At 71.6% G+C, this 25,951-nt stretch carries 23 protein-coding genes; 8 read left to right on the top strand and 15 right to left on the bottom strand.

The genetic code is table 11. The annotated features are described in order from the left end of the window. Positions 1 to 74 precede the first annotated feature (74 nt). Together ABZS37_RS15915 and ABZS37_RS15910 are read right to left on the bottom strand one after the other, a co-directional pair. Positions 75 to 1,019, bottom strand: a complete 945-nt coding sequence (locus ABZS37_RS15915; RefSeq protein ID WP_355169511.1) for an acyltransferase domain-containing protein — start codon at positions 1,017 to 1,019, stop codon at positions 75 to 77. Between the two features lie 83 nt (positions 1,020 to 1,102). Beyond that, complete coding sequence (locus ABZS37_RS15910) at positions 1,103 to 4,567, bottom strand: ThuA domain-containing protein (protein ID WP_355169509.1); 3,465 nt, start codon at positions 4,565 to 4,567, stop codon at positions 1,103 to 1,105. Positions 4,568 to 4,800: 233 nt separating this feature from the next. Between ABZS37_RS15910 and ABZS37_RS15905 the strand changes: the two genes are divergently transcribed. Then, the gene (locus ABZS37_RS15905) at positions 4,801 to 5,646 is read left to right on the top strand and encodes an SAM-dependent methyltransferase (protein ID WP_355169507.1); all 846 of its coding nucleotides are present in this window, start codon (positions 4,801 to 4,803) and stop codon (positions 5,644 to 5,646) included. Here ABZS37_RS15905 and ABZS37_RS15900 read toward each other — a convergent pair. Genes ABZS37_RS15900 through ABZS37_RS15885 form a run of 4 tightly spaced genes read right to left on the bottom strand, consistent with a single transcriptional unit; the run spans position 5,558 to position 9,405 of the window. Then, positions 5,558 to 6,289: a beta-eliminating lyase-related protein gene (locus ABZS37_RS15900; RefSeq protein ID WP_355169505.1), complete on the bottom strand. Its 732-nt coding sequence runs from the start codon at positions 6,287 to 6,289 to the stop codon at positions 5,558 to 5,560. The two genes, ABZS37_RS15905 and ABZS37_RS15900, sit on opposite strands and share 89 nt — an antisense overlap. Positions 6,290 to 6,348: 59 nt before the next feature. Continuing rightward, on the bottom strand, positions 6,349 to 7,170 hold the full coding sequence (locus ABZS37_RS15895; RefSeq protein ID WP_355169503.1) for an NAD(P)-dependent oxidoreductase: 822 nt from the start codon (positions 7,168 to 7,170) through the stop codon (positions 6,349 to 6,351). A gap of 60 nt (positions 7,171 to 7,230) precedes the next feature. Next, a complete protein-coding gene (locus tag ABZS37_RS15890; RefSeq protein WP_355169501.1) occupies positions 7,231 to 7,821 on the bottom strand; it encodes a DinB family protein in 591 nt (196 codons plus the stop codon). A gap of 24 nt (positions 7,822 to 7,845) precedes the next feature. Next, on the bottom strand, positions 7,846 to 9,405 hold the full coding sequence (locus tag ABZS37_RS15885) for an NAD(P)/FAD-dependent oxidoreductase (RefSeq protein WP_355169499.1): 1,560 nt from the start codon (positions 9,403 to 9,405) through the stop codon (positions 7,846 to 7,848). Between the two features lie 176 nt (positions 9,406 to 9,581). Here ABZS37_RS15885 and ABZS37_RS15880 point away from each other — a divergent pair, with 176 nt between their 5' ends. From ABZS37_RS15880 to ABZS37_RS15870, 3 genes are all read left to right on the top strand, one after another. Beyond that, a complete protein-coding gene (locus tag ABZS37_RS15880) occupies positions 9,582 to 10,808 on the top strand; it encodes a hypothetical protein (RefSeq protein WP_355169497.1) in 1,227 nt (408 codons plus the stop codon). Between the two features lie 119 nt (positions 10,809 to 10,927). Then, positions 10,928 to 11,500, top strand: coding sequence for a GNAT family protein (locus tag ABZS37_RS15875; RefSeq protein ID WP_355169495.1), 573 nt, complete (start codon positions 10,928 to 10,930; stop codon positions 11,498 to 11,500). A 41-nt stretch (positions 11,501 to 11,541) separates the two neighbouring features. Next, positions 11,542 to 11,955, top strand: a complete 414-nt coding sequence (locus ABZS37_RS15870; RefSeq protein ID WP_355169493.1) for a type II toxin-antitoxin system Phd/YefM family antitoxin — start codon at positions 11,542 to 11,544, stop codon at positions 11,953 to 11,955. A 26-nt stretch (positions 11,956 to 11,981) separates the two neighbouring features. Here the strand turns inward: ABZS37_RS15870 and ABZS37_RS15865 are convergent, their stop codons facing one another. The 6 genes from ABZS37_RS15865 to ABZS37_RS15840 all read right to left on the bottom strand — a co-directional run bounded on the left by ABZS37_RS15865 (position 11,982) and on the right by ABZS37_RS15840 (position 17,979). Continuing rightward, on the bottom strand, positions 11,982 to 13,049 hold the full coding sequence (locus ABZS37_RS15865; protein WP_355169491.1) for an ABC transporter ATP-binding protein: 1,068 nt from the start codon (positions 13,047 to 13,049) through the stop codon (positions 11,982 to 11,984). Then, a complete protein-coding gene (locus tag ABZS37_RS15860; protein ID WP_355169489.1) occupies positions 13,046 to 13,861 on the bottom strand; it encodes an ABC transporter permease in 816 nt (271 codons plus the stop codon). The genes ABZS37_RS15865 and ABZS37_RS15860 overlap by 4 nt, the downstream gene beginning before the upstream one ends. Continuing rightward, entirely contained in the window at positions 13,858 to 14,652 is a 795-nt protein-coding gene (gene modA / locus ABZS37_RS15855) for a molybdate ABC transporter substrate-binding protein (RefSeq protein WP_355169487.1), read from the bottom strand. The genes ABZS37_RS15860 and modA overlap by 4 nt, the downstream gene beginning before the upstream one ends. Then, a complete protein-coding gene (locus ABZS37_RS15850) occupies positions 14,649 to 15,074 on the bottom strand; it encodes a TOBE domain-containing protein (RefSeq protein WP_355169485.1) in 426 nt (141 codons plus the stop codon). The genes modA and ABZS37_RS15850 overlap by 4 nt, the downstream gene beginning before the upstream one ends. Before the next feature lie 150 nt (positions 15,075 to 15,224). Further along, positions 15,225 to 15,716 carry an SsrA-binding protein SmpB gene (gene smpB, locus ABZS37_RS15845; RefSeq protein WP_355169483.1) on the bottom strand — a complete coding sequence of 164 codons (492 nt, stop codon included), beginning with the start codon at positions 15,714 to 15,716 and terminating at the stop codon, positions 15,225 to 15,227. Between the two features lie 25 nt (positions 15,717 to 15,741). After that, complete coding sequence (locus tag ABZS37_RS15840; protein ID WP_355169481.1) at positions 15,742 to 17,979, bottom strand: hypothetical protein; 2,238 nt, start codon at positions 17,977 to 17,979, stop codon at positions 15,742 to 15,744. A 150-nt stretch (positions 17,980 to 18,129) separates the two neighbouring features. On the opposite strand from ABZS37_RS15840, the gene ABZS37_RS15835 reads away from it, so the two are divergent. The 4 genes from ABZS37_RS15835 to ABZS37_RS15820 all read left to right on the top strand — a co-directional run bounded on the left by ABZS37_RS15835 (position 18,130) and on the right by ABZS37_RS15820 (position 24,093). Then, positions 18,130 to 19,788, top strand: coding sequence for an FAD-dependent oxidoreductase (locus tag ABZS37_RS15835; protein ID WP_355169479.1), 1,659 nt, complete (start codon positions 18,130 to 18,132; stop codon positions 19,786 to 19,788). A gap of 55 nt (positions 19,789 to 19,843) precedes the next feature. Continuing rightward, positions 19,844 to 21,280: an ATP-binding protein gene (locus ABZS37_RS15830; RefSeq protein WP_355169477.1), complete on the top strand. Its 1,437-nt coding sequence runs from the start codon at positions 19,844 to 19,846 to the stop codon at positions 21,278 to 21,280. 95 nt (positions 21,281 to 21,375) lie between these two features. Beyond that, complete coding sequence (locus tag ABZS37_RS15825; protein WP_355169475.1) at positions 21,376 to 22,008, top strand: flavin reductase family protein; 633 nt, start codon at positions 21,376 to 21,378, stop codon at positions 22,006 to 22,008. Positions 22,009 to 22,149: 141 nt separating this feature from the next. Beyond that, positions 22,150 to 24,093: an ABC transporter ATP-binding protein gene (locus tag ABZS37_RS15820; RefSeq protein ID WP_355169653.1), complete on the top strand. Its 1,944-nt coding sequence runs from the start codon at positions 22,150 to 22,152 to the stop codon at positions 24,091 to 24,093. Between the two features lie 261 nt (positions 24,094 to 24,354). On the opposite strand, the gene ABZS37_RS15815 is transcribed toward ABZS37_RS15820, so the two are convergent. The 3 genes from ABZS37_RS15815 to ABZS37_RS15805 are packed head-to-tail and all read right to left on the bottom strand — an operon-like array spanning position 24,355 to position 25,931. After that, positions 24,355 to 24,870 carry an NUDIX domain-containing protein gene (locus tag ABZS37_RS15815; protein ID WP_355169473.1) on the bottom strand — a complete coding sequence of 172 codons (516 nt, stop codon included), beginning with the start codon at positions 24,868 to 24,870 and terminating at the stop codon, positions 24,355 to 24,357. A gap of 54 nt (positions 24,871 to 24,924) precedes the next feature. Then, on the bottom strand, positions 24,925 to 25,566 hold the full coding sequence (locus tag ABZS37_RS15810; RefSeq protein ID WP_355169471.1) for an SRPBCC family protein: 642 nt from the start codon (positions 25,564 to 25,566) through the stop codon (positions 24,925 to 24,927). Beyond that, positions 25,566 to 25,931, bottom strand: a complete 366-nt coding sequence (locus ABZS37_RS15805; RefSeq protein ID WP_355169469.1) for a metalloregulator ArsR/SmtB family transcription factor — start codon at positions 25,929 to 25,931, stop codon at positions 25,566 to 25,568. The genes ABZS37_RS15810 and ABZS37_RS15805 overlap by 1 nt, the downstream gene beginning before the upstream one ends. Positions 25,932 to 25,951 lie beyond the last annotated feature (20 nt).

Genomic DNA, 25,951 nt, shown 5'->3' with positions numbered 1-25,951 from the left:
GCGACCCGGAACAACAGCACGAACTCGAACCCGTTTGACCGGTCAAGGTCGGGCCGGGGCCGACATCGGCGACGCTAGATCGGGAAGCGGCCGCGGCGGATGTGCCAGTGGCGGCCGGCCTTCAGGTGGTCGACGATCGCACGCTGGAGCACGGTGCGGCGCGGCAGCTGGTCGAGCGGCGTGCTCAGGGTGCGGAACACGAATCGCAGCACCTCGACGTCGGCGTCCAGCCCTTCCGGCTCCTGGTAGGGCTCCAGCTCGAACCTCCGCTGGAACCGGACGATGTTGGAGCCCTCGGGAAGGTACTCCAGCAGCTGCGGGTCGAGCAGCCACGAGCCGCAGGCGAACGCCGTGTAGTGCTCGTCGGGAAAGTGGCGCGGGAAGAACGCGCGGGCCTCGTCGAGCGACGCCGTGACCGCCTCCGGGGTCATCGGCCCCGACTCCGCAATGTGCAGGTCGATGGCGGTGCCGCCGCGCTGGTGCTGCAGACGGCCCAGCTCGTAGATGCCGCCGCGCGCGTGCAGGGTCAGCCAGCTCTGCATGACCGGCCAGCCCTCGCGGTGCATCCGCCGGTCCACCGCGAGGTTGCGGCCCAGGTCCGCGAGGGTCGCCCACGACACGGCCTCGGCGATGCCGTGGTCGCGGTGGTAACCCGTGACGACGTCGACCATGGCCAGGTACGCGTACACGTAGAGATGCCGCCAGGCAGGGCCCCGATCGCGTGGCAGCTCCGGCCCGGGCACCAGCCAGCCGTGGCCGCCGAGATCGGCGCGGACCAGGGCGATCGAGCGGTCGAGCAGCCAGCGCAGCTCGGGCGTCCACAGCGGAGAGTCGGCGTCGGGCCAGCCCGCCATGATCTCGGCGGCGTCGTCCGGCCGCACCGCGAGCCGGTCGAGGATCGCGGGCGCGTCGGCCTTGGCGGGCAGCGGAGCCGACGGCCGGTCGCCGGCGAGCCGGTGTACGCGGTCGACGTCCTCGACGGGGACCCCGAGCCGGGCGGCGGTGTCGTCCAGATTCACGCGGACGACCCTACCGGCGATGCCCGACGTCGTGGTGCTCGCCGGTGGCGGGCGGGGCTGTCCCGCCCGCCACCGGTCCGCGGTCAGGTGACCGTGATGGTCAGGTTGGCCGAGCGGGTCTCCCCACTGGTGTAGGTGACCGTCACCCGGGCGGTGAAGGTCCCCTTGCGGGGGTAGCTGTGGGCGGTCGACCGCAGGGTCGCCCCATGCGTGATGGCGCTGTTGTCGCCGAAGTCCCACGCGTAGTCGGTGATGCTCTGCCCGGTGGGCGCCGTCGCGGTGGCCGTCAGGGTGGTGGTCAGCGGCGCGGTGCCCATGCCCGGGCTGGTGGCGAGGGAGAGCGTCCCGCCGGGCTCCTGTTTGACGCCGGCCCCGTTGAACCGCAGCCAGTCGAGCGAGAGCAGGTCCGGGGTCCCGCCGACCTGGGCGGCGTTGACGAACTTCACGTACAGGATGGTGGTCCCGGTGGGCTTGTTGGTCAGCGTGACGGTGGGTGAGACCAGGTTGTCCCACCCGCCGGTCGATCCGATGGTGGCCTTGCCGATCAGCGTGCCGGTGGGTGAGCCGGTCCGCAGTTCGATGTCGCCGCCGAGCCCGCCGTTGGTCACCCCGAGCGTCGCCGAGCCGACGTTGCGCAGGTCCACCGGCCCGTACGCCGCCCAGTCGTTGTGGTCGACGTCGCCGAGCCGCTTGCCGGCGCGGGCGGTGGCCCGGTCGTTCACGGTGAGGCCGGACTGGGCGCTGAAGTGCTCGGCCTCCTTGCTCTTCGGTTGCAACTGCGCCCTGGTCGAGCCGGTCAGCGCGGGTACGCCGCCGGCCGCGCCACCGTCGGTGTACTGCGCGGTGACCACGGTGTAGAGGTTCTGCCCCGGCCCGTGCCCGTCACCGGCGTCCGCCTCGGTGGCGAGCAGCCCCGAGCAACCGGTGTACACGTCCAGTGGATGGGCGTGTGAGTCGTGGCCGAGCTGCGTCTGCACGGTCACCCTGGCACAGTCGATGGTGGTGTCCTCCGGGTCGGTGACCGTCACCGTGTACGGGATCTTGTCGCCGAAGTCGAAGAACCCGCCGTCGGGCACGTTGATGGTCACCGTGGGTCGGGTGTTGCCGACCACCACGTCGGTGACCGCGCTGGCGGTCAACCCGTTGCCGCTGTTGCGTACGGTCAACCGGGCGGTGTGCTTCCCTGCTGTCGAGTAGGTGTGGCTCGGGTTGGCCGTGGTGGAGTCGGTGCTGCCGTCGTTGGTGAAGTCCCAGGCGTAGCTCAGCGCCGACCCGTCACCGGCGGTCGACCCGGCCGAGGAGAAGGTCACCGTGAGCGGCGCGCGTCCGCTGTCCGGGTTGGTGGCGATCTTCGCGGTCGGTGGTCGCCCGTTGGCGACGTAGTCGATGCGGTAGATGCCCGCGCCGGCGTTGCTGCCGCCGCGACCGCTGCCGGTGCCCTCGCCGAAGTCGATGACGTAGAGCGACCCGTCCGGGCCGAACTCCGCCTCGAAGGGCTGGATCCAGCTCATGTTGTCGAAGATCCCGTTGATCGACTGGAGGTCACCGACGGCGGTGGGGCCGAAGCGGGTGTTGCTGAAGGTCTGCGCCGTCTTGTGGATGGAGAGCGTCTTGAACCACTTGCGGGTGAACTCGTAGGTGATCCACTTGCCCTCGAAGTACTCGGGGAACTTCGTGGTGCGGGGGTTGGCCGGGTCGTAGTCGTAGACCGGCCCGCTCATCGGCCCGCCGCCGCCGGTGCCCAGCTCGGGGAACTGGCTGGAGGCGGAGTACGCGTACCAGACCAGTGCCGACCTCGCCGCCGGCAGCGTGGTCAGGCCGGTGTTGTTGGGGGAGTTGTTGGTCGGAGCGGCGCAGGTGAACGTCGACCCGGAGGTGCTGGTGGCGAAGTTGTAGTCGTTGAACGGGATGTTGTTGCCCACGCAGTACGGCCAGCCGTAGTTGCCGGCGGTGGTGATGCGGTTGAACTCGACCGTCCCCTCCGGACCGCGGTTGGGGTCGGCGGCGCGGGCGTCCGGGCCGTAGTCGGCCACCAGCACCGCGTTGGTCTGCGGCTCGATGGTGATCCGGAACGGGTTGCGCATGCCCATCGCGTAGATCTCCGGCCGGGTCTTCGCGGTGCCGGTCGCGAAGAGGTTGCCGCTCGGGACGCTGTACGTACCGTCGGCCTGTGGGGTGATCCGTAGGATCTTGCCGCGCAGGTCGTTGGTGTTGCCGGCGGTGCCCTGGGCGTCCCAGGCGGCCCGGCCGGCGCGCTCGTCGATCGGGGTGAATCCGCTGGAGCCGAACGGGTCGGTGTTGTCGCCGATCGCGGCGTAGAGCCGCCCGGCCGCGTCCATGGCCAGTGAGCCGCCCATGTGCGAGTTGGCCCGGCCCTCACCGCGGTAGGTGGGGATGGTCAGCAGACGCTTCTCCGAGGAGAGCGCGGCGCTGTTGTTGGCGACCGTGAACCGGGACAGGTTGAGCTGTTTGAGGGTCTTGTCCGACCAGAGCAGATAGACCCAGCCGTTGCTGGCGAAATTGCGGTCCAGGGTCATCCCGAGCAGTCCGTCGGACTGGTCGGTCATCGCCGAGGTGTACGCGAAGTCCAGCAACGTGGTGACCTGGAGGGTGTCGGAGTTGACCACCTTCAACGCGCCGGTGCGCTGGATGTAGTAGACCTTCCGGTCGGGGGCGACGGCCAGCTCGAACGGGTCGGCCAGATTCTCGGTGACCAGCCCCACCCGTTCGAAGTTGGTGGTCTCGGTGGCCGAGCAGTCGCCGGCGACCGCGCCGGCCGCCCACTCGATGCCGAAGCGCAGGTGCTCCAGGAAGGCCGGCGTGGTGAACTGGGAGCTGGCGTGCCCACCGGCGGTGAACCAGGACCGGCCGCCGTCGTAGCGCTGACACCAGGAGTACGCGTGGTCGACGCCCTCGTCCATCCCGGGGATCCCGTCGCGCACCTTGATCTGCGCGAGCGTGTGCACGTTGCCGGTCGGGTTGGTCCGCCAGTTGTACCACTCCTCGCTCTGCTCCCAGAGCTCCGGCAGGTTGCGCGTCGAGGGGTGCGCCCGGTCGAGGACCTTGACCCGGCCGGGGTAGGTGCCGCCGGTGGCCGAGAAGTCGGGGTGGTAGTCGAAGATGGTGCCGACCAGGCCCTCGTACCACGGCCAGTCTCGTTCACTGGCCGAGGCGGCGTGCAGGCCGGCCCAGCCGCCGCCGTTGCGGATGAACGTCTGCAACGCCGCCCGCTGGCTGGCGTTGAGCAGGTCGCCGGAGGCGGGCGTGGAGTTGGTGTTGTTGAAGACCAGGGCGTCGAAGGTGGCGAGGTTGGCGTCGGTGAAGGCGGCCGCGTCGGTGGTGGCGACGACCTCGAAGTTGTGGGTGGTGCCGAGCTGCTGGATCGCGGCGACGCCGGCCGGGATCGAGTCGTGGTAGAAGTTGGTGATCTTGGAGAAGACGAGCACCCGGAAACGCGGGGCGGCCTCGGCGGGCAGGGCGGTGGTGGTGCTCACCACGGTGGCGATGGCGAGCAGGATGAGGCAGAACGCGCGGAGGTGTCGGGGCATGGGGGCGCTCCCTGTCGGACGGAGAGGGTCGGAAAGCGCTTTCTCGCTGCCCGCATCACGGTACTGACAGGCAGTGACGACCGTCAATAGATGTTAGGTAAGCGGTTTCCTGCCCGGGATGCTGTCGACCGACAGCGATGTCCACGGACCCCGCGCTCCACACGCAGCACCTACCATGGTCGGGCACACGTCGCGCCATGCGGCGGCGTGGGCGGTCGACCTGGGGAGGTCACGTGACGACACCAGCGGCTTCGGAGGCGTACGAGGGGCGGGGCGCCGACCGGATCGACACCACAGTGGTGCACCCCGCCCGCCGCTACAACTACTGGCTGGGTGGCAAGGACAACTTCGCCGTCGACCGGGAGTCCGGGGACCAGATCGCCGCCGTCTATCCCGGCGTGCGCACCCTCGCTCGGGAAAACCGGGCCTTCCTCGGCCGGGCGGTGCGGTTCCTCGCCCAGGAGGCCGGCGTCCGGCAGTTCCTCGACATCGGCACCGGCATCCCGAGCGCGGACAACACCCACGAGGTGGCCCAGTCGGTCGCCCCCGAGACCCGGGTGGTCTACGTCGACAACGACCCGATGGTGCTGGTCCACGCCCGGGCGCTGCTGACCAGCGACCCGGCCGGCGCCACCGCCTACCTCGACGCCGACCTGCGCGATCCGGAAAAGATCCTCACCGACCCGCAGTTGCACGCCACGTTGGACCTGTCCCGGCCGGTGGCCCTCGTGCTGGTCGCCGTGACGCACTTCCTCACCGACGACGACCGCCCACACGAGCAGGTCGCCCGGCTGGTCGACGCGCTGCCGTCGGGCAGTTGGCTGGCCCTGACCCATTTCACCACCGACCACATCCCCACCGAGATCGTCGAGCGGATGTACGCTGAGTTCGCCGCCGGCCGGATGAAGCAGGACGCCGTACCCCGTGACCGCGCCGAGTTCGCCCGTTTCTTCACCGGCCTGGAGCTGACCGAGCCGGGCATCGTCCCGGTCACAGAGTGGCGCCCGCAGGTGCCACCGGAGCGGCGACCGTCCCTGGCCGATGCGTCCATCTACGGGGCGGTAGCCCGCAAGCCCTGACCGCACCGTCGCTTGCGCCATCGCGGGCCCCAGCAACCCCGCCGTCGCCCTCGACCGCTGTGGCGGCGCTCAGAGCGGCTGGCCACTGTTGGAACACCTCGCCGCCGTAGCGGTGCCGCCAGATGCGGGCGTAGGAGGCGAGCTGTGCGGTGCCCGCGAGCGCCGCACCGCTGATACCGCCGATCGTCTTGTAGAACGAGACGTAAGTGCTGTCGGCGAGGTCGGCGATATCGCTGAGAGTGTGTGCCAGGTGTGGGGTGGAGTCCCACATCCGGGCGCCGTCGAAGTGGACACGTGCACCGATGGCGTGCGCTGCGGCGGACACGGCGGCGAGTTCGCCCCAGGAGGGAAGGACGAAGCCGGCGTTTCGCAGCGGGAGTTCGATGACGACGGTGCTCACGGGTTCGGCGAGCGCGGTGACCTCCTCGGCGGTGGGGTTGCGGGGCGCGGTGGTCGGCCAGGTGCTGTGCAGGCCGCTCAGGTGGGCGTAGGCATGTCGTTCGTCCGCCTCCAGGTGGGCGAGTGGATGAAGTGCGACCGTCGGGTGCCCGGTGTGGTCGGCGCCGTAGCGCAGCGCAACCTGCTGGGCCATCGTGCCGGTGGGGAAGAAAACGGCGGCCTCGGTTCCCAGTAGGTCTGCCACACGTTCTTCCAGCGTGGGACATCAGCGGATCGTCGCAGGTCAGCGCAATGAGAGGCCTCTCAGGAGGGTGGCGGGGACGCCACGACGTGTCGCAGCGAGTACTCAGCGGTGGTGTAGGCGCCGCCTTGAAAGGCGGCGGCGTCGATCGGGGCTTCCGAACCGGGCACCCGGTCGGCATGACTTTCCGCGTCGTCTACCGGCAGATAGCCGAGCTGCGCCCCGGCGGCGGTATCCCAGAACGCGCGGGTGTTGGCGGAAACGGCATAGGCGGTCACGAAGTGCACCTCGGGTGCGGTGATAGCCGCACGGATGAAGCCGATGCCGTCGCGCGGGCTCAACCATGTTGCCAGATAACGGGCCTCGGTCGGCTCGTCCTCGAAGCTGCCGATTCGCAGACACACCACCGACAGGCCGAACTTGTCGGCGTAGAGGCGCCCGAGTGCTTCGACGGCGACCTTGCTCACCCCGTAGAACCCGTCCGGTCGGGCCGGTGCGTCCGGTGCGACGACCTGCCCGACCGGGTAGAAACCGGTGACACGGTTGCTGCTGGCCAGGACGACTCGTCCTACCCTCTGTCGGCGAGCAGCCTCCAGCACGTGGTACGTGCCCAGCACGTTGCTCTCCAACAGGTCGGCCAAGGGCGCCTCATCCGGGTGGCCGGCCAGGTGAACCACAGCGTCCGCTCCCTCCAGCGCGGCCACTACGGCGTCCAGGTCTGCCAGATCCAGTTGAACCACCCGATCTGTCGAAGACCGCGGATCCAATGGAACCCGATCGACCAGCACGAGGTGGCGAACCTCATCGCGCAGGTGTCGGCAGACTTCGGCACCGATTCGACCTGCGGCACCCGTGACCACGACCGTGCCCAGACGTGAACTCATGGCCTACATCCTGGCGGCCTGGACCGACAAGATGGTCATCGTCAAGACGGACCCGGACTGCTATCCGAACCGGTCAGCGAGCTTCGTCAGCCTGGCGACGTACGCCGGCCAGTCATGGTCGTCGGGGATGTTGGTGTTGTCCCGCCGCAGCCCGATCGTCGTGTCGTGCTGCTCGCGCATGATGTCTGCGTGACCGGCGTGACGAGCGAGGTCGCAGGTCACGTGGATGATGATCCTGTGCAGCGTCACGGCCTGTGCACCTGGTCGCCACCACGGCACCCGTCCCGGCGCGTCCAGTGGTAGCTGGTGGATCGTCTGATCCGCGAACACCCCGACACGGCGGTACAGGTCGATCAGTCCATCCTTCGTCTCGTCCTCCCGCGCGTACCAGTCTGCCTGCGGGTCCTCGTCGTACGCCGACATGGGGACCAGTTCCTCGGGCGTCGGGAATTCGCGCCCGAAGGTAGGCCCGAAGTAGCCGACTTCGACATTGAGGCAGTGCTTGAGGACTCCCAGCAGATTGTTGCCGGTCGCGGTGCGGGGCAGTCTGGCTTCGCGTTCACTCAGCCCGTCGAGCTTCCAGATCAGGTCTTCGCGAGTCTCCTGCAGGTAGTGGTGCAGCGCGGCCTTCGCATCGCCCAGGTCAGTCATGCCCGCCAGTTTTCCTTACGGCCGTCAGCCCAGCGGCACCTGCGCCGGGTGATCACCGTTGCCAGCGGCACCGACGCCCTCAGGCGCGGTGATTGGTGCGGTGGTGATCCGGCTCGGCAGCACCGGGGCATCCCGGCCCGTGCCCCGCCGGCCGTCGCCGCCGGACGACTGCTCGTGGTAGTCCTGCTCCACGTTGACCGACCAGACATCGTGCGCGCTGCCGGTGGCGATGTTCTCGGCGGTGAGCATCGCGGTCAGCATCGAGTGGTCCTGGTTGTTGTAGCGGTGCATCCCGTTGCGCCCCACCGGGTGCACGTTCGGCACCGCCTCGGCCAGCCAGGCCCGGATCGTGTCCACGTTGTGTTGGTAGCGCTCGTCGTACACCGGGTAGGCCTTCGGCATCCGCACGACGTAGCCGGCCTCCACCACGCCGGGCCGGGCCAGACCCAACCGCTCCAGCTCCGCGGTGGCCAGCGCCACCAGGTCGGCGTCGGGGGTACGCCACATCTCGTCGTCCTCGAAGACGAAGTACTCCAGGCCCAGGCAGGTGCGCCCGTCCTTGACGAGGTACGGCGACCAGGAGCCGAAGTTCTGGATCCGGCCCACCCGTACCCCCTGGTCGTGCACGTAGATCCAGTTGTCCGGGAACGAGAACTCCGCCGGCACCACCAGGGCGACCGTCAGGAAGTCGCGGTAGCGCAGGTCCGCGGCGCAGGCCAGCACCTCCGGCGGCGCCGGCGGGCGCAGCGCGGCCACCAGCTCCGAGATCGGCATGGACGAGATCACGTGGTCTGCTGATTCGGTACGCTGCCCGCCCGCGCCGTTGACCGTCACGCTGATCGCCCGCCGTTGCGCCGGGTCGCGGTGCACGGCGGTGACCCAGGTGCCGGTCGACACCTGCCCGCCCCGGTCGCGCACCTGCTCGGCGCAGCGCTCCCACATCATCCCCGGCCCGTACTTCGGGTACTGGAACTGCTCGATCAGGCTGGTCACGTCCGTGCGGTACCGCCGGGGCAGCACCGCGTTGCGGATCGCCTTGGCCAGCGACAGGTTCTTGATCCGCTGCGCGGCCCAGTCCGCCTGCAGCCGGTCCGCCGGCATCCCCCAGACCTTCTCGGTGTACGTCTTGAAGAAGATCGAGTACAGCCGCCAGCCGAAGCGGGCCGACACCCAGCCCTCGAAGTGCGACTGGTCTCGTGGCGGGCGCAGTCGGGCCCGGGCGTACGACCCGAGGCAACGGGCCGCCTCCGGCAGCCCGAGGTTGCGCAGCGCGTTCACCGCGCTCAGCGGGTAGTTGAACAGCGCACCCCGGTAGAAGATCCGGCTCATTCGGGGCCGGGTCAGGAAGTCCTCGTCCGGCAGGATCTCGTGCCAGAACGCCTCCACCCGGGGCACCTTCGTGAAGAACCGGTGCCCGCCGATGTCGAAACGCCACCCGTCGCGCTCCACCGTCCGGCTGATCCCGCCGACCACCTCGTCGGCCTCGAAGACCCGGACCGACCGGCCGTGCCGGAGCAGCTCGTACGCCGCTGTGAGCCCCGCCGGCCCCGCGCCGATGACCACCGTGCCGTGCTGCTCACTCATGCTGCCGCGCTCCCTGCTCACCGTCATGGTTGAGGCGCGGCGCGTACCCGTTCTGCGCCGAATGTCACCCTTGATGGTGGTGGTTTCCGCTTCGGCGGGTCGCGCGGCGGCGTACAACGGGAAGGGCGACACCCCGCGCACGGCGGGTGGGCCGGCGGACCGGGGGAGCGGGGCGGATGCACCGGTGGCGGAGCGTCGCGGCGGCGCTGGCCGCCCGGTTGGTCGCTGCCGGCCGCGTCGGGGCGCGCACGGCCCGTCGGGTGCCGGCGCCCTGGCCGTACGTGATCGGCCTGTTCCTCGGCGCGAAGCTGCTGCTGACCCTGCTCGGGCTGCTGGCCCTGCACGCCTGGGACGGCGTCCCCGGGGCGCCCCCGTCGGACGAGGCGTTGATGTGGGCACAGCAGCGGGAGATTTCCGGGCACCGGTGGATCTCCTTCTGGTTCGCCTGGGACGCGCTGCTCTACCTACGGCTGAGCGAGCTGCCCCTGACCGGGCCGTGGAGGGACTTCGCTTTCCCCCTGCTCTACCCGTTCCTGGCCCGGCCGGTCGGCGTGCTGCTCGGCGGCGACAACGCGCTGGCCCTGCTGTTGATCAGCAACGTCGCGTTCCTGCTGGCCCTCTGGTACGGCTACCGGTTGGCCGAGCTGCTGCTCGGCGACGCGGACGCGGCCCGCCGGTTCACCCGGTACCTGGTGCTGCTGCCGACCGCGTTCCTCTTCCAGGCCGCGCTGACCGAGTCGCTCTTCGTCTGCCTCGCGTTGGCCGCGTTCTACCACGCCGAGCGGCGCCAGTGGCTGCTGGTCGGTGTGCTCGGCTACTTCCTGGCGATGAGCCGTTCCGTTGGCCTGATCGTCGCGCTGCCGCTGGCCCTGGTGCTGCTCCGCCAGCACGACTGGCGGCTCGGCCCGCGCGCCCTGCTCGGTTACCTGCGGATTGGTTGGCCGTTGCTGCTGCTGCCCGCCGGGTGGTTCACCTTCATGGCGTTCTGCCGGTGGCGTGGCGGGGACTGGTTCGCCTACCAGCACGCCCAGCAGACCGGGTGGGGGATCAGGGTGCAGAACCCGGTGCCGGTGCTGTTGAACGGGCTGGCCGGGGAGCCGCGCGACGCCGCCCGGATCTGGTTCGCCGTGGCCGTGTTGGCAGTGCTGGTCGCCGGGTTCCGCCGCCGGGAGCTGGCCTACCTGGTCTACGGCGTACTCATGGTGTTGGTGCCCCTGTCGATGGGCCCGGCGGTGTACAAGAGCCTGCTGCGCTACCTGCTCGCCGCCTTCCCGGTGGCCCTGGTGCTGGCCCGCTGGGCCCGTCAGGCCAGCGTCGACGTGTGGCTGACCGCGGCACTCGCCGTGGTGCAGGGCGCGCTGTTCGTGCTCTGGCTCAGCTACTGGACCCACATGATCATCTGATCGGGCCGTCGGTAGGCCCGGGCAGGATGAGGCAAGGACCGAGCCCCGGGCCGGCGCCGACCGACGTGCCTGTGCGAGCCTGCTACCGACGTTCGAAGCGCACCCGCGTAGGAGGCCCCGTGTTCGCCCTGCCGCTGACCGAGGAGGTCGAGCTGCGCCCGCTGGACCCGTGGCGGGCTGAGGAGTTCCTCGCCAACCTGGACCGGGCGCGGAAGCACATCCAGCCCTGGGTGTCGCCGTCCTTCGTCGCGACCGACCTGGCGTCGTCCCGGGCGGTGCTGCAGCGGTACGCCGACCGGTGGGCCAGCGACACCGGTGGCATCTGGGGGCTGTGGTGGCGGGGCACCCTCGTCGGCGGGGTCATGTTCGTGTCGTTCGACGTGACCCGGGGCGTCTGCGAGGTCGGATGCTGGGTGGAGCCGGAGGCGCAGGGAAGGGGCATGGTCGCGCCGGCGGTCCGCCGGATCATCGACTGGGCGGTCCGCGAGCGCGGCATCCAGCGGGTGGAGTGGCGTACCGACGCCGACAACACCCGCAGCAAGGCCCTCGCCCGCAGGCTCGGCCTGCGCCTCGACGGCACACTCCGCCAGGTCAGCCCAGGCCCGCACGGTCGGATCGACCTTGAGGTCTGGTCGGTGCTGGCCGACGAGTGGCTCGCCGCGCCCAGCGAACCGCAGCCCACCGTCCACTGACGACCGCGCGTTCTGTCGTACCCGGGCGGCACCATGCATCCATGGCCGTCCCCGCGCTCACCCCTCATTCCGACCCGCCGCGTTCCGTGCCGCTGCGTGAGGCGCGCACCCGGTTCAGCCAGCTCGTCGCGCTGGCCGAGCTGACCGACGCGGTCACCGTCGTCACCCGCGACGGCGATCCCCGCCCGGTCGCCGCGATCGTTCCCGCCGCAGCCGCCCGCAGCGGCGCGCAGGCCCGCGCCGACGCCGACCGGCTCTCCACGGTCACCGCCGGCTGGGCCCGGCGCCTTGAGGAGCAGCACCGGCGCAGCAGTCAGCGGCACGCCGCCGAGCTGGGTGCGATCCGCGCGGCGCTGGCCGAGGCGTGGGCCGAGCTGGATCGCCGGGTCATTCCCGGCAGCGACCCGGCGCTGGCTCGGCTGCGTGCCGCGCACAACGACCTGCTCGCCGACTGACCCCGCGCCGGACGCCGGTCCGGGGTTCAGCCGGTGGCCGGGTAGGCGTGCGTCTCGGCCGCCTTGACCGCCACCCAGACCCGCTGTCCGGGGATCAGCCGTAGCTGGGCGGCGGCGGCCGGCGTGACGTCGGCGGCCACCCCGATCGGCCCGTCCACCTGCACCCGCACGTTGTCGCCGTGCCGCTGGACACCGGCCACGGTGCCCGCCCAGGTGTTGCGTGGGCTGCCCTCCGGTCGGGTCGGGTGCAGGGCCACCGCAGCCGGGCGGAACGCCACGAAGGCCTCGCCGTCCAGCCGGTCGGCGACGGTGAGGGTCAGCTCGGGCGCGACCCGTACCCCGTGCCCTTCGGCCCGGCCCCGGTAGAGGTTCAGCCCGACCAGCCGGGCGACGTAGTCGGTGCGCGGGCGGGCGGTGACGCTCGGCCCGTCGCCCTCCTGCACCACCTGACCGCCCTCGACGATGACCAGCCGGTCGGCCAGCGCCAGCGCGTCGAGCGGGTCGTGGGTGACCAGCACCGTCGCGCCCGGATGGGCGGACAGGTGGCGGTGCAGCTCCGCGCGGGTGTCCAGCCGGGTGCGGGCGTCCAGCGCGGCGAGCGGCTCGTCCAGCAGCAGCAGCGCCGGCGCGACGGCCAGCGCGCGGGCCAGCGCCACCCGCTGCGCCTGACCGCCGGAGAGCTGCCGGGGGCGGCGGTGCGCCTGCGCGTCGAGCCCCACCCGGCCGAGCCAGTCCCGGGCCGTGGCACGCGCGGCCCGCCGGTCGACACCGTGCCGGCGCGGCCCGAAAGCCACGTTGTCCAGTGCGCTGAGGTGCGGAAAGAGCAGGTAGTCCTGGAAGACCACGCCGATCGACCGGCGCTCGGTGGACACCCAGCCCCGTGTCGCCGGGCGGTCCAGGACGAGGCCGTCGAGGGTGACGTGCCCGTCGCTGAGCGGATGCAGCCCGGCCAGCGCGCGCAGCGCGGTGGTCTTGCCGGCGCCGTTCGGGCCGAGCAGCGCGACCACCTCGCCGGGCGCGACCCGCAGCGGCACGTCGAGCCGGAAGGTGCCCCGGTCGACGACGAGCCGGGCGTCGAGCAGTGGACCGCTCATGCGCTGGTCATCCAGCGGTCCCGCAACGCGACCAGGATGCCCACCGACACGACGAGCAGCACCAGGCTGAGCACGATCGCGGACTCCAGATCGGTCTCCAACGCCAGGTAGACGGCGAGCGGCATGGTCTGCGTCCGGCCGGGATAGTTGCCGGCGAAGGTGATGGTGGCACCGAACTCGCCGAGCGCCCGCGCCCAGCAGAGCACCGCCCCGGCGGCCAGCCCGGGCGCCACCAGCGGCAGCGTGACATGGGTGAAGGTGGTCCACCGACTGGCGCCCAGCGTCGCGGCGGCCTCCTCGTAGCGGTGGTCGGCGGCGCGTAGCGCACCCTCCACGGCGATGACCAGGAACGGCATGGCGACGAACGACTCGGCCAACACGACACCCGCGGTGGTGAAGGGCAGGGTGATGCCGAACGTGGCGTCGAGCCAGCCGCCGAGCAGCCCACGCCGGCCGAAGACCAGCAACAGCGCCACCCCGCCGACCACCGGCGGCAGCACCAGCGGCACGGTGACCAGGGCGCGTACCAGCCGGCGGCCGGGGAACTCGACCCGGGCCAGCACCCAGGCGAGTGGCACCCCGAGCAGTAGGCAGAGCAGGGTGGCCAGGGTGGCGGTCTGCACCGACAGCCGCAGAGCGGTCAGCGCGCCCGGCTCGGTGAGCCGCTCCGGCAGGGTCGCCCATGGTGCCCGGATCACCAGGCCGGCCAGCGGCAGAACGAGGAAGAGCAGGCCCAACCCGGCGGGGATCAACAGCGCCGCGGGCACCCGCCCTCGCCGTCGGGGAGGGGCGTGATCGAGGACCTGGCTCATGGAGCCTGGAAGCCGGCCTCGGCGAGGACCGCCTGCGCCGGCGCCGAGCGGACGTACGCCACGAAGGCCCACGCGCCCGCCGAGTTCGGCGCGTCCTTCAGCGCGATGATCGGGTAGTCGTTGACCGCCCGCGCCGACTCGGGAAACTCCACGCCGGTCACGTCGGCACTCGCTGCCCGCGCGTCCGTGCGGTAGACCAGGGCCGCGTCGACCTCGCCGAGCTTCACCTTGGCGAGCGCGCCCTTCACGTCCTGCTCGAGCGTGACCGGCGTCAGCGCCACGCCGGCCGCGTCCAGCGCGGTGTGGGCCGCCGCGCCGCAGGGCACCTGGTTGGCGCAGAGTGCCACCTTCACACCCGGCCGGGTCAGGTCGGCCAGCCCGGTCACCCCCTTCGGGTTGCCCCGGGGCAGCGCGATCACCAACTGATTGCGGGCGAAGGTGCTCGGTGTGCCGTCGGCATTGCCGGCCTCGATGACCGTGGTCATGTTCGCCGGGGCGGCCGAGGCGAACACGTCCGCCGGTGCGCCCTGGTTGATCTGGTTGGCGAGGGCGGAGCTGCCGGCGAAGTTGAGGGTCACGGTGCTGCCCGGATTGGCGGCCTCGAAGGCCTTCCCGATTCGGGTGAACGACTCGGTCAGCGAGGCGGCCGCAAACACCGTCACCGTGCCGGTGACCCGACCGTCCGCGGCACCGCCGGATGCCCGGTCGTCGCCTCCGCCGCAGCCGGCCACCGCCAGCGCGGTCGCCGCCACCACAGCCGCCAGGGCCGTACGCGTTCTCCGCGCGCTCATCCGCCGGACCTCCCCCTGGTCGTCGCGGTGGGCGCGGCCCGCTCCACCACCACCGTGGTCGACTTGATCACCGCGACGGCCACCGACCCGACCCGAAGGTCGAGCTCGTCGACCGCCTCCCGGCTCATCAGCGACACGACCCGGAACGGGCCGGCCTGGATGTCGACCTGGGCCATCACCGTGTCCTTACGAACGTCGACGACGATGCCGCGCAGCCGGTTGCGGGCCGAGGAGAACTCGGCGCCCGCGTCCGGATCGGCGGCCTGGGCGCGGGCGAACGCGGCCAGGTCGACACCGTCGATGACCCGGTGGCCGTGCTCGTCGCGCTCGGCCGTCAGCCGCCCGGCGTCCACCCAGCGGCGAATCGTGTCGGCGCTGACGCCGAGCAGGTCGGCCGCCGCACCGATCTGGAACGTCGTCACCGGCTCACCCTAGCGCCCGCATCTGCGACTGCGAAAGCCCGATGAGGGCAGCTTCCGCGTACCTCATTGGGCGTTGTAGGCCGCAGGTGCGGCTCGCCGTCGGCGGCCGGCGGACGGAAGACGGCGACCGCGCGACCCGCACGACGGAGGTCAGGGTCGGCGGGGGTGGCCCTTCAGGTGCCGGCCCAGTTCGCGGGCGATCTCCCGGTTGGCGTCCCGCTCCGCCAACGTCTGCCGCTTGTCGTAGGAGCGCTTGCCCTTCGCCAGGGCCAGCTCGACCTTGGCGAAGCCGTTCTCGAAGTACATCGACAGCGGGACCAGCGTCACCCCGCCCTCGCGCACCTTGTCCAGGATCCGGTCGATCTCGGCCCGGTGCAGCAGCAGCTTGCGGTTGCGGCGGGGAGCGTGGTTGGTCCACGTGCCGTAGGCGTACTCGGCGATGTGCAGCCCGTACAGCACGATCTCGCCGTCGCGCTCGTGCGCGAACGCGTCCACCAGCGAGGCTCGCCCCTCACGCAGCGACTTCACCTCGGTGCCGACGAGCACGATGCCCGCCTCGTAGGTGCGCAGCACGGTGTACTCGTGCCGGGCCTTCTTGTTGGAGGCGATCAGCCGACGCTCGGGCTGCTTGGACGGGGTCACCCGGCGACGATAGCCGGCCGTTGCCTCAGTCGGCCGCCGGGCGCTCAGAGCGCAGTCGCGCGGCCAGATCGCGCACCGCATCCGCGAACGCCTCCTGCGACTCGCACGGCCAGTGCCCCAGGATCGGCGGGGGAACGCTGTCGCTGGGCGGCGCGACCACGTCCTGCGGGTCCTTCAACCGGCGATCCACCATCGCCGCCGGACCGGTCAGCGTCTCGGTCTCCCCGGGCCGGTGCGAGGCGAAGATCCAGCCGCCGATCGGGTCGGTGTCTCGCCACAGGTTGATCCAGCGCCAGCCGACCCGCTCACCGATCTCCCGCAGCGCCGGCTCGTCGGCGTACGCCGGGAACAGCCGCGAGTACAACCGGCCCAGGGGCGACCCGTAGGTCAGCAGAGCGACCCGATCGGTGATCCGGGTCGGCAGTTGCAACACCGTCGCGGCGAGCAGCACCGAACCGTGGCTGTGCCCGGCGAGCAGCACCCCCTGACCCTGCTCCACCAGGTAGGAGATGCGCTTGGCCAGCTCCGGCACGGCCCGTTCGGCATAGCAGGGCGGCGCGAAGGGGTGTGCGGCCCGGGGCCAGAACGTGCCCAGATCCCACAACACACCCACGTACCGGCGGAACTGCGCGGTCCGGTAGGCGAAGATGCCGCCGACCACCAGCCCGAGGATGATCGCGGCGATCAGGTAGCTGCCGGATCCGATCAAAAAGTTGACCATGCTCTCGGGCACCCCGACGTAGCGCTGCGCAACATCACCGGGACGGAGCTGGAGCATGCCGAGCACGCTGGTGGACAGGCCGAGCGCGGCCAGCCCGGCGTACACCACGGAGAGCGGTTCCAGCCGCTCGGTGAACCGGGCCCGCGCCACCGCCTGCTCGACCCGGCGCAGCCGGTCCGCCGCCCCCGGTGGCGCGTGCGGAAAATCGGCGGCCACGATCGCCCGCGCGGCCCGCCGCCGCCCACGCCGGGTCAGCACGGTGACGAGGCCAGCCACCAGCACCGCGGTCACCACCGCCAGGAAAAACCCGAAGATCGCCCACTTGTACGACAACGGAGGGCTGGTCTCCAGGCTGTCCGCGGTCGTCCCGTCGCGATCGAGCAGGTCCGCCACCCGGTAGACCAACTCGGCGGAGAACGCCACGGCGAGCCCGGCCGCGGCGGTGACGAAGACCGGCGCTCCCAACGCACGGAGCCGAGCCCTCCGCTGCCCGCCGCCCCGCCGCCAGATCACCACCGCGACGAGGGCGGCCACCAGCACGGTCTGGCTGACGAACAACCAGGCCACGGTTGCGCTGTAGCCGGGCAGCGCACCATCCTGCGGCCACGGAGTCGGGCTGATGACGATGTGCACGATCACCAGGATGGTCAGGCCGCAGGCGAACGTGCGCAGCCCGCGGAAGAGGGCGTCCACTCGGGGCGCCCGATCAGTCCGGTCGATGCTCCGTACGACGGTGAGCAGGACCAGGCAGGTCAGCAGCACCGCCCCGGTGGCCGCCAGCAGCGCCACCATCACCAACGAGGCGTGCTGGCTGGCCCTGGCCGCCAGCAGGCTGCCGTCGAGCGTGGCGAACGCCGCCGCGACGTGCACCGAGCGCAGCCGACCCACCAGCGGCTCGCCGTCCCACTGGCCGACGGCACTCAACCGGTGCTTGGAGACCGGCGTCGACGGGGTCCGGAACGCGTCGAACGAATGGCTCGGGCGGGCACCCAGCCACCAGACGAGCCCGATGGCGGCGACCGGCACCAGCGCCAGCACACCCAGGCGCAGCCCGATCGGGCGTCCTCCGAGCCAGGACAGCCAGCTCCGGCCGGCCAGGCACGACGGCGTGCCCATGCAACGCCAGGCGATCAGGTCCAACGCCACCCCGACGATGGAGAGCACGTAGAGCATGGTGAGGGTGAGGGCGAGCACCCGGCACAGCGCCATGATGCCGTACTTCGAGGCGTGGCTCGCCGGGCGCATCCAGACCGCCACATTGCAGAGCATGAACGGCAGAAGGAACACCAACGACAACGTCCGCACGGCCGTCCCGGACGGCAGGTCACTCCAGCGGTACGCCTCCAGCGTCACCCCGTCGGTCCCGGTCGAGTCCGGATAGCCGGGACGCGGTCGGTAGAACCCTCCGCTGCGGTCGCCAGCGACCTGGTGCACGTGCGGCCGGTCCAACACCTGGTCCGCCCCCGCACCGGAGACACCGTGTACCCGCAACTCCACGATCCCGCCCGACATCGTCGGTCCGGTCGGCGACACGTCCGCCATGGGCCCCCCGAGGTGTGCGCGCCAGCCAGGCGGGTCGTCGATGTACGGCGACCCGCGCGGCTCCCCGGCTTACCCATCCCGAACCCGGTCAACCGTGCGTCGACACTCGGCCATGTGCGGTCGACGACCCGGAGGTGATTTCATGGCGCCATGGCGAACCCGGTGATCCTGACCGTCGACGACGACCCGGTGGTGTCCCGGGCGGTGGCCCGGGACATCCGGCGCCGCTACGGCGACCGCTACCGGGTGCTGAGGGCCTCCTCTGGGCCGGAGGCGCTGGAAGCGTTGCGAGAGGTCAAGCTGCGCGGCGAACAGGTGGCGCTGCTGCTGGCCGACCACCGGATGCCGGAGATGACCGGAGTCGAGTTCCTCGAGGCGGCGATGGACATCTTCCCGGCCGCCCGCCGGGTGCTGCTCACCGCGTACGCGGACACCGACGCCGCGATCGAGGCCATCAACGTGGTCGACCTGGACCACTACCTGCTCAAGCCCTGGCATCCGCCGGAGGAGAAGCTGTACCCGGTGGTCGACGGACTGTTGGAGGCGTGGGCGGTCACCCCGGACGCGGCGAGTGCCGAGATCCGGGTCGTCGGGCACCGCTGGTCGGCGCCGTCGTTCAAGGTCCGCGACTTTCTGGCCCGCAACCTGGTGCCGTACCGCTGGCTGCTGTCCGACGACCCGGAAGGCGCCCGGCTGCTCGACGCGGCCGGGGCCACCGAGGCGGACGTGCCGCTGGTGGTGACGGCCGAGGGTAAGGCGTTGGTCGCCCCGAGCGAGGCCGAGTTGGCCGCGCTGGCCGGGTTGACCGTGGTGCCGGCGGCTGACTTCTACGACCTGGTCGTGATCGGCGGTGGACCGGCCGGCCTCGGCTCGGCGGTGTACGGCGCGTCGGAAGGGCTGCGCACCGTGCTCGTCGAGCGACGGGCGACCGGCGGGCAGGCCGGGCAGAGCAGCCGGATCGAGAACTACCTGGGTTTCCCGGACGGCGTCTCCGGCGCCCAGTTGACCGACCGGGCACGCCGGCAGGCGGTGAAGTTCGGCGCCGAGCTGCTCAGCGCCCGGGAGGTGGTCGGTCTGAGCGAGGCTGGCGGCGCACGACTGCTGCGCTTCGGCGACGGCACCGAGATCGCCGCGCACACCGTGGTGCTGGCCACCGGGGTCTCCTACCGGGTGCTCGACGCCCCGGGGCTGGCCGACTTCACCGGCCGGGGAGTGTTCTACGGCGCCGCCGCCACCGAGGCGCCGAGCTGCGTCGAGCAGGACGTCTACATCGTCGGCGGGGCCAACTCCGCCGGCCAGGCGGCCGTGCACTTCTCCCGGTACGCGTCGAGGGTGCACCTGCTGATCCGGGGCGCGGACCTGACCGCCTCGATGTCGCGGTACCTGATCGACCAGTTGGAACGGATCGACAAGATCACGGTGCACCCGCACACCGCGGTGGTCGGCGGCGCCGGCCAGGATCACCTGCAACGGCTGCATCTCTGCGACACCCGCACCGGCGAGGCTCGCTCGGTCGACACCTCCTGGCTGTTCATCTTCATCGGCGCGGAGCCCCGCACCGACTGGCTGGACGGGGTGCTCATCCGCGACGGGCGCGGCTTCATCGTCACCGGCCCGGATCTGGTCGCCGGGGGGCGGCGGCCGGCCGGCTGGTCGCTGTCGCGCGACCCGTACCACCTGGAGACCAGCGTGCCGGGGGTGTTCGCCGCAGGGGACGTGCGGGCCGAGTCGGTCAAGCGGGTCGCCTCGGCCGTCGGCGAAGGCGCGATGGCCGTTTCGCTAGTGCACCGTTACCTGGAGGCCCAGTGAGTGCGAGGAGTGAGCCGGGTTTGCGAGCCCCGCAGTCACGAACAAAGGAGGCCCAGTGAGTACCGCGTCTGACCGGCTGACACCCGCGCAGCTGCGCACCCTGTTCCTGTTCGAGGCCCTCGACGACGGGCAGCTCGACTGGCTGGCCGAGCGTGGCCGGGTCGAGCAGCGCGCCGGGGGCACCCTCGTCTACGCCGAGGGCGAGGCCGCGACCTGCTTCTTCGTGCTGGTGCGCGGGGCGGTGGCGCTGAGCCGGCAGGTGCGCGGCGACGACGTCGAGGTCAGCCGGACCGACCAGCGCGGGGTGTACGGCGGGGCCGTCCAGGCGTACCTGGGTGACCAGGTCGAGCAGGTCTACCGCAACAGCCTGCGGGCGGTGACCGACGCGGACTTCTTCGTGTTGCCAGCGGAGGACTTCGCGCACGCCCTGCGGTCCTGGTTCCCGATGCCCATGCACCTGCTGGAGGGGCTGTTCTTTGGTATGCGGGATTCCCAGACCATCGTCGGCGAACGGGAGCGGCTGTTGGCCCTCGGCTCCCTCTCGGCGGGTCTGACCCACGAGCTGAACAACCCGGCCGCTGCGGCGGTGCGGGCCACCTCGGTGCTGCGCGACCGGGTCGCCGGGATGCGGCACAAGCTCGCCATGATCGCCGACGGTCGGCTCGACGGCACCGCCCTGCACGGGCTCGTCGCGTTGCAGGAGGAGGCGGTTGCCCGGGTCGCCACCGCGCCGAAGTTGACCCCGATGGCGACCGCCGACGCCGAGGACACCCTCACGGACTGGCTGGAGGAGCACGGGGTCGATGGCGCCTGGGATCTGGCGCCGATCCTGGTGGGTGGCGGGCTCGACACGGCCTGGCTGGCGCAGGTGAAGGCGGCGGTCGGTCCCGCCGACCTGGAGGCCGCGGTGCGCTGGCTCACCTACACCGTCGACACCGAGCTGCTGATGCGTGAGATCGGCGACGCGGTCACCCGGATCTCCGGCCTGGTGGGCGCCGCCAAGCAGTACTCGCAGTTGGACCGCGCGCCGCACCGGGTGGTGGACGTGCACGACCTGCTCGACGCCACGCTGGTGATGTTCAAGGGGAAGATTCCCGCCGAGGTCAAGCTCGTCCGCGAGTACGACCGCGGCCTCCCACCGGTCCCGGCGTACGCGGCCGAGCTGAACCAGGTGTGGACCAACCTGATCGACAACGCGTTGGGCGCGATGGGGGAGAAGGGTGTGCTGACCGTCCGCACCGGACGCGTCGGTGACCTGCTGGCGGTGGAGATCACCGACACCGGCCCCGGTATCCCGCCCGAGGTGCGTCCACGCATCTTCGAGCCGTTCTTCACCACCAAGCCGGTCGGCTCGGGCACCGGGTTGGGGCTGGACATCTCGTACCGGATCGTCGTGCGCAAGCACCACGGCGACATCCGGGTGGAGACCGAGCCCGGGCGGACCACGTTCCGGGTGCTCCTGCCGATCACCGAGGGGACGCCGCCGTCCTGACCTGCCGACCGTTCGTCGCCTCCACCCGGCGGGGTTGACCCCGCGGTGGTCGCTTCGGCAGGGGCCGAACCATGACCGCCGTACGGTCGGCGACCATGACGATCAGCCACACACCAACCGCCACCGAGTACCTGACGATCAACCCGAGCATCCTGTACTTCGGCACCCCGGTGGTGCTGCTGAGCACCGAGAACGACGACGGCAGCGCCAACCTGGCACCGATCTCCTCGGCGTGGGCCCTCGGGCAGGTCGTCGTGCTCGGTCTCGGCGGCGACGGGCAGACCGCGCACAACCTCGCCGCTCGCCCCGACCTGGTGATCAATCTTCCCGCTGCGGATCAGTGGGAGGCTGTCGAGCGGCTGGCGCCGTTGACCGGACGGCACCCGGTGCCGGCGACCAAGCGGGACCGGTTCCAACACGAGCCGGCGAAGTTCGAGGCCGCCGGCCTGCGGCCGCAGCCGTCGCGCTGCGTCCGACCGCCCCGGGTGGCCGAGTGCCCGCTGCACCTGGAGGCCCGCGCCTCCCGGATACACGCCGACGTCACTGACACCTTCCTCATCGTCGAGGCCCACGTCCTGGCGGTGCACGCCGACGAGGGCATCGTCGTGCCGGGCACCAACCACGTCGACCCGGCCGCCTGGCATCCGTTGATCTACAACTTCCGCCACTACTTCGGGCTGGGCGCCGAACTCGGTCACAGCTTCCGCTCGGAGACGCCGGCCGGTTGACCTGGCCGACTCGGGATGGTGACGACACGCCATTGGCACACCCGTGCGACGCGCCGATTACCTGAAGACATCGAACGGTTGCAGGCAGTAGTCTCGGGCGGCATCCGTGATCCCCGCCCCCGAGGAGGGTCTGTGGAGTCGATGGCCCGCCAGCGCACCGCTGCCGAGGACGACGACCAGCCGGGCGATCCGCCCGCCGCCACGATGTTGCCGGAGTTGGAGGACCGTGACTGGTTGCACCACGCGCAGGAGTTCGCGCACACCAGCTTCTGGGCGGTGGCCCGCAGGCTGCCCCGGCTGGTCCGGGAGGCGGTCGGGCTGGCCTGGGCCACCAACCGCAGGGACACCGTCGCCTCCATCGGGCTCAACGTCGCCGCCGGGGTGATGACCACCTTCGGTCTGCTCGCCACGACCAGCGTGCTGCGCGAGTTGTTCGCCGCCGGTCCCACCCCGGACCGGGTCCGCTCGGCCCTGCCGGCGCTGATCGTGGCCGCGGCGGCGGTGTCGGCACGTGGTGGTCTCACGATCGCGGCCGGCTGGGCCCAGGCCCGGCTGACCCCACAGATCAACTATCAGGTGGAGCTGCGGCTGTTCGAGGCCACCACGGCGGTGGACCTGGCCGCGTTCGACGACGCCGGCTTCGCCGAGGAGATGGACCGCGCGCGGGACCGGGGGATGACGGAGGCCGCGTACATCGTCGACCACACCGTCAACCTGGTCACCGGCGTGGTCGGGATACTCGCCACCGCGGTGGCGGTGACCGTCATCCAACCGCTGCTGCTGCCCTGCCTGCTGCTCGCCGCGGTGCCCCAGGCCATCACGGCGGTGCGGATGGCCCGCCGGGAGTACCTGGCGATGCTGGCCCGGATCACCCGGCGCCGTCGGATGTGGATGCTGGCCCACCTGATGGCCAACCGGCACACCGCGGCCGAGGTGCGCGCCTACCAGATGCGCGACTTCCTGCTGACCGAGTACCGCGGGGTGATGGCCGTCGAGACCCGGGCCCAGCTGCGTCTGGTCCGCTCCCAGACCGGCACCCGGGTGGTCGGCGCCACGGTGGCGGGGCTGGCCACCTTCGGGGTGTACGCGGTCCTCGGCGGCCTCCTGCTGAACGGGATGGTCGCCCTCGCCGCCGCGGCCACCGCACTGCTCGCCCTGCAGTCCGCGCGGACCAGCCTGGGTGTTTCGGTCATCGCCACCAACTCGCTGTACGAGGACGCCCTCTACTACCAGGACTACCGGGACTTCCTGGCCCGCGCCCACGCCCGGGTGCCGATCGGCGGCGACCGGGTGATCGACGGTGTCGACGCGATCGAGGTGGACGAGGTGAGCCTGAGTTATCCGGACACCGACGCCCCGGCAGTGGACCAGGTCAGTCTGACCGTCCGGCGAGGTGAGGTGATCGCGCTGGTCGGTGAGAACGGCTCGGGCAAGACCACCCTTGCCAAGCTGATCGCTGGGCTCTACCAGCCGACCGGTGGGGTGATCCGTTGGGACGGCGTCGACGCGGCCGAGCTGGACCCACACGCCCTCGGCGCCCAGGTGGCCGTGATGACCCAGGAGTGGTGGAAGTTCCCGTTCACCGCCGGGCAGAACATCCGCGTCGGGCGGCACGACCGCCCGCCGGAGCGATCCGGCCCCAGCGTGCAGGAGGCCGCCGGCGCGGCCGCCGCACACGACATGATCGTCGGCCTGCCGCACGGCTACGACACCCTGCTCGACCGGGAGTTCAAGGACGGCCACGAGCTGTCCGGCGGGCAGTGGCAGCGGTTGGTCGCCGCCCGCGGCCTCTACCGGGACGCCGCCCTGCTGATCTGTGACGAACCCTCGGCAGCCCTGGACGCCCGCGCCGAACACGCCCTGTTCCAGCACCTGCGCCGTCGCCCCGACCGGGCGGTCGTCCTGATCACCCACCGGCTGGCCAACGTCCGGCACGCCGACCGGATCTTCGTGATGGAACGGGGTCGGCTCGTCCAGCAGGGCAGCCACGACGAGCTGATGGCGGCCGGCGGCCTCTACCGGGAGCTGTTCGAGCTCCAGGCCAGTGGCTACCTGACGGGCGTCGACGACGCCCTACCTCGCTAACCCCACCGCGCTCTGCCGCGCTGCTCGGCCCCGCCCGCTGCCCACCCCGCCTACCCGCTGCCTCGCGTCGCACCCCGCCCCGCCGCGCCGCACCCCGCCGCACCCCGCGTTGCCCCGCCAAGATCGTGCTCGATCCTGGAAGTAGTGGCCTCGCAGCCCTGCTGATGCCACTACAACCAGGATCGAGCACGATCTTGCGGCGGGCGGCGGGCGGCGGGCGGCGGGCGGCGGGCGGCGGGCGGCGGGGCCGGGTCAACGCGGTCAGGCGCGGCGGTCGGGGGTGAGGAAGTCGGCGAGCGCCCGGGTGTGGGTGGAGAACGCCAACTCGACCGGGTCGGTGAGCACCAGCCACTCGGTGGCCTCTTCGGTCGGCGTGGACGACGGCAGCTCCTCGACCGGCCGCTCGGGCAGCACCCCGAAGATCATCAGCGTGCCGCCTGCCGGGGCGCCGTGCACCGCGAAGAGACGCGCGTCCTCGGCCGCCGCGACCAGCCCGGTCTCCTCCCGCAGCTCACGGACCAGCGCTTCGGACCACTCCTCGCCGTACTCGATGAAGCCGCCGGGCAGCGCGAGCAGCCCGCGGGCCGGCTCGATGTCCCGGCGGACCGCCACCACACCGAGGCCCTGCGGGGTACGCACCGGCAGCACCGCCACCGCGACGGGCAGCGGGTTGCGCCAGACGGTCTCGCCGCAGGTCGCGCAGACGCGCGGCCATCCGGCGGCCGGCGGGTAGGCGGCGCCGCAGTAGGAGCAGTGCGAGTACGGCGTGCCGGTCATGCCGCAGCACGTTACCCCCGATCGCCGCTCAGGCTGCGGCGCCGCCGCCCGCGCTCAGGCCTCCGGGGCGCCGGTGTAGAAGGCGGTGGTGCGCTCGGCGGCGGCCTTCGCCTCGTCGGCGTCGGTGCCGGCGGCGATGCTCGCCTCACCCCACAGGTGGCTGCTCAGTTCCATGGCCCGTCGTCCCTCGGCGGAGGCGCTCCATTCGGCGCTCTTCTCCGGCGTGATCCCGCTGCCGTCGCCGGCCAGGTGCGAGGCGAGGCCGAGCAGCCCCAGGTCCCAGCCGACGCCGACGGCGCCCGGCCCGAACTGGGCCCACCGGTCCTGGTCGACGTGGGCGATGTGGTCCAGGTCGAGGCGGGTCCGCTCGTCGTCGACGGGGGTGAGTCGTACCTCGATCCAGCTCACCTCGTCGCCGTACTCCCAGGTGGCGGTGAAGCGGTGCGGCGGCTCGCAGCTCTCGATGGTGCCGTGGGCGTTGCCCTGGAGCTCGTACGTGCCGTGCAGCCGCAGGTCGCCGGAGACCGGTAGGAACCAGCGCGGGATGCGCTCGGCGCTGGTGCAGGCGTCCCAGAGATCCTCGACCGTCGCCTGGTAGGTCTGGCTGATCGTGGTCACCCGAGCCTCGCCGGCTGCCAGGGTGCGGCTGCCGACCTGCCGTTGGACGGCGTTGATCTGCTCGGTCGCGTCGAACATCAGGTGTTCCTCTCGTCGGGTGGGTCGGCGGGCCCGTGTAGCCGACGTTCACGTCGGCCCCGGGCCAGCTCGGTGGCGAGTGCCGCCAGGGGCGGGGTCCAGAACCGGCGGAAGTGTTCCAGCCAGCCGTCGACCTCGCGCAGTGGGCGCGGGTCGACCGCGTACAGCCGCCGGGTGCCCTCCGGTCGCACGGTGGCGAAGCCGTTGTCCCGCAACACCTTGAGGTGCTGGGACACGGCGGGCTGGGAGATGCCGAACTCGTCGCGGATGACCGCGCTGACGGCGCCAGCGGTCTGCTCGCCGCTGGCGAGCAGTTCCAGGATGCGGCGCCGGACCGGATCGCCCAGCACATCGAAGGCGTGCACGACAACCTTTATATCACCAC

Origin of the sequence: Micromonospora sp. NPDC005413 (genome assembly GCF_040606435.1) — a bacterium.
Lineage (GTDB): Bacteria > Actinomycetota > Actinomycetes > Mycobacteriales > Micromonosporaceae > Micromonospora.
Note: the sequence above shows the minus strand (reverse complement) of the source record. Positions and strands in the feature narration are given on the sequence as shown.

Bases quoted from the DNA above. Each gene is read 5' to 3' on its own strand.
- ABZS37_RS15870 (WP_355169493.1), top strand. From the start codon at position 11,542: ATGGCCGTCCCCGCGCTCACCCCTCATTCCGACCCGCCGCGTTCCGTG.
- ABZS37_RS15890 (WP_355169501.1), bottom strand. From the start codon at position 7,821: ATGACTGACCTGGGCGATGCGAAGGCCGCGCTGCACCACTACCTGCAG.
- ABZS37_RS15885 (WP_355169499.1), bottom strand. From the start codon at position 9,405: ATGAGTGAGCAGCACGGCACGGTGGTCATCGGCGCGGGGCCGGCGGGG.
- ABZS37_RS15840 (WP_355169481.1), bottom strand. From the start codon at position 17,979: ATGGCGGACGTGTCGCCGACCGGACCGACGATGTCGGGCGGGATCGTG.
- ABZS37_RS15880 (WP_355169497.1), top strand. From the start codon at position 9,582: ATGCACCGGTGGCGGAGCGTCGCGGCGGCGCTGGCCGCCCGGTTGGTC.
- ABZS37_RS15910 (WP_355169509.1), bottom strand. From the start codon at position 4,567: ATGCCCCGACACCTCCGCGCGTTCTGCCTCATCCTGCTCGCCATCGCC.
- ABZS37_RS15825 (WP_355169475.1), top strand. From the start codon at position 21,376: ATGACGATCAGCCACACACCAACCGCCACCGAGTACCTGACGATCAAC.
- ABZS37_RS15835 (WP_355169479.1), top strand. From the start codon at position 18,130: ATGGCGAACCCGGTGATCCTGACCGTCGACGACGACCCGGTGGTGTCC.
- ABZS37_RS15895 (WP_355169503.1), bottom strand. From the start codon at position 7,170: ATGAGTTCACGTCTGGGCACGGTCGTGGTCACGGGTGCCGCAGGTCGA.
- ABZS37_RS15810 (WP_355169471.1), bottom strand. From the start codon at position 25,566: ATGTTCGACGCGACCGAGCAGATCAACGCCGTCCAACGGCAGGTCGGC.
- ABZS37_RS15865 (WP_355169491.1), bottom strand. From the start codon at position 13,049: ATGAGCGGTCCACTGCTCGACGCCCGGCTCGTCGTCGACCGGGGCACC.
- ABZS37_RS15820 (WP_355169653.1), top strand. From the start codon at position 22,150: ATGGCCCGCCAGCGCACCGCTGCCGAGGACGACGACCAGCCGGGCGAT.
- modA (WP_355169487.1), bottom strand. From the start codon at position 14,652: ATGAGCGCGCGGAGAACGCGTACGGCCCTGGCGGCTGTGGTGGCGGCG.
- ABZS37_RS15815 (WP_355169473.1), bottom strand. From the start codon at position 24,870: ATGACCGGCACGCCGTACTCGCACTGCTCCTACTGCGGCGCCGCCTAC.
- ABZS37_RS15860 (WP_355169489.1), bottom strand. From the start codon at position 13,861: ATGAGCCAGGTCCTCGATCACGCCCCTCCCCGACGGCGAGGGCGGGTG.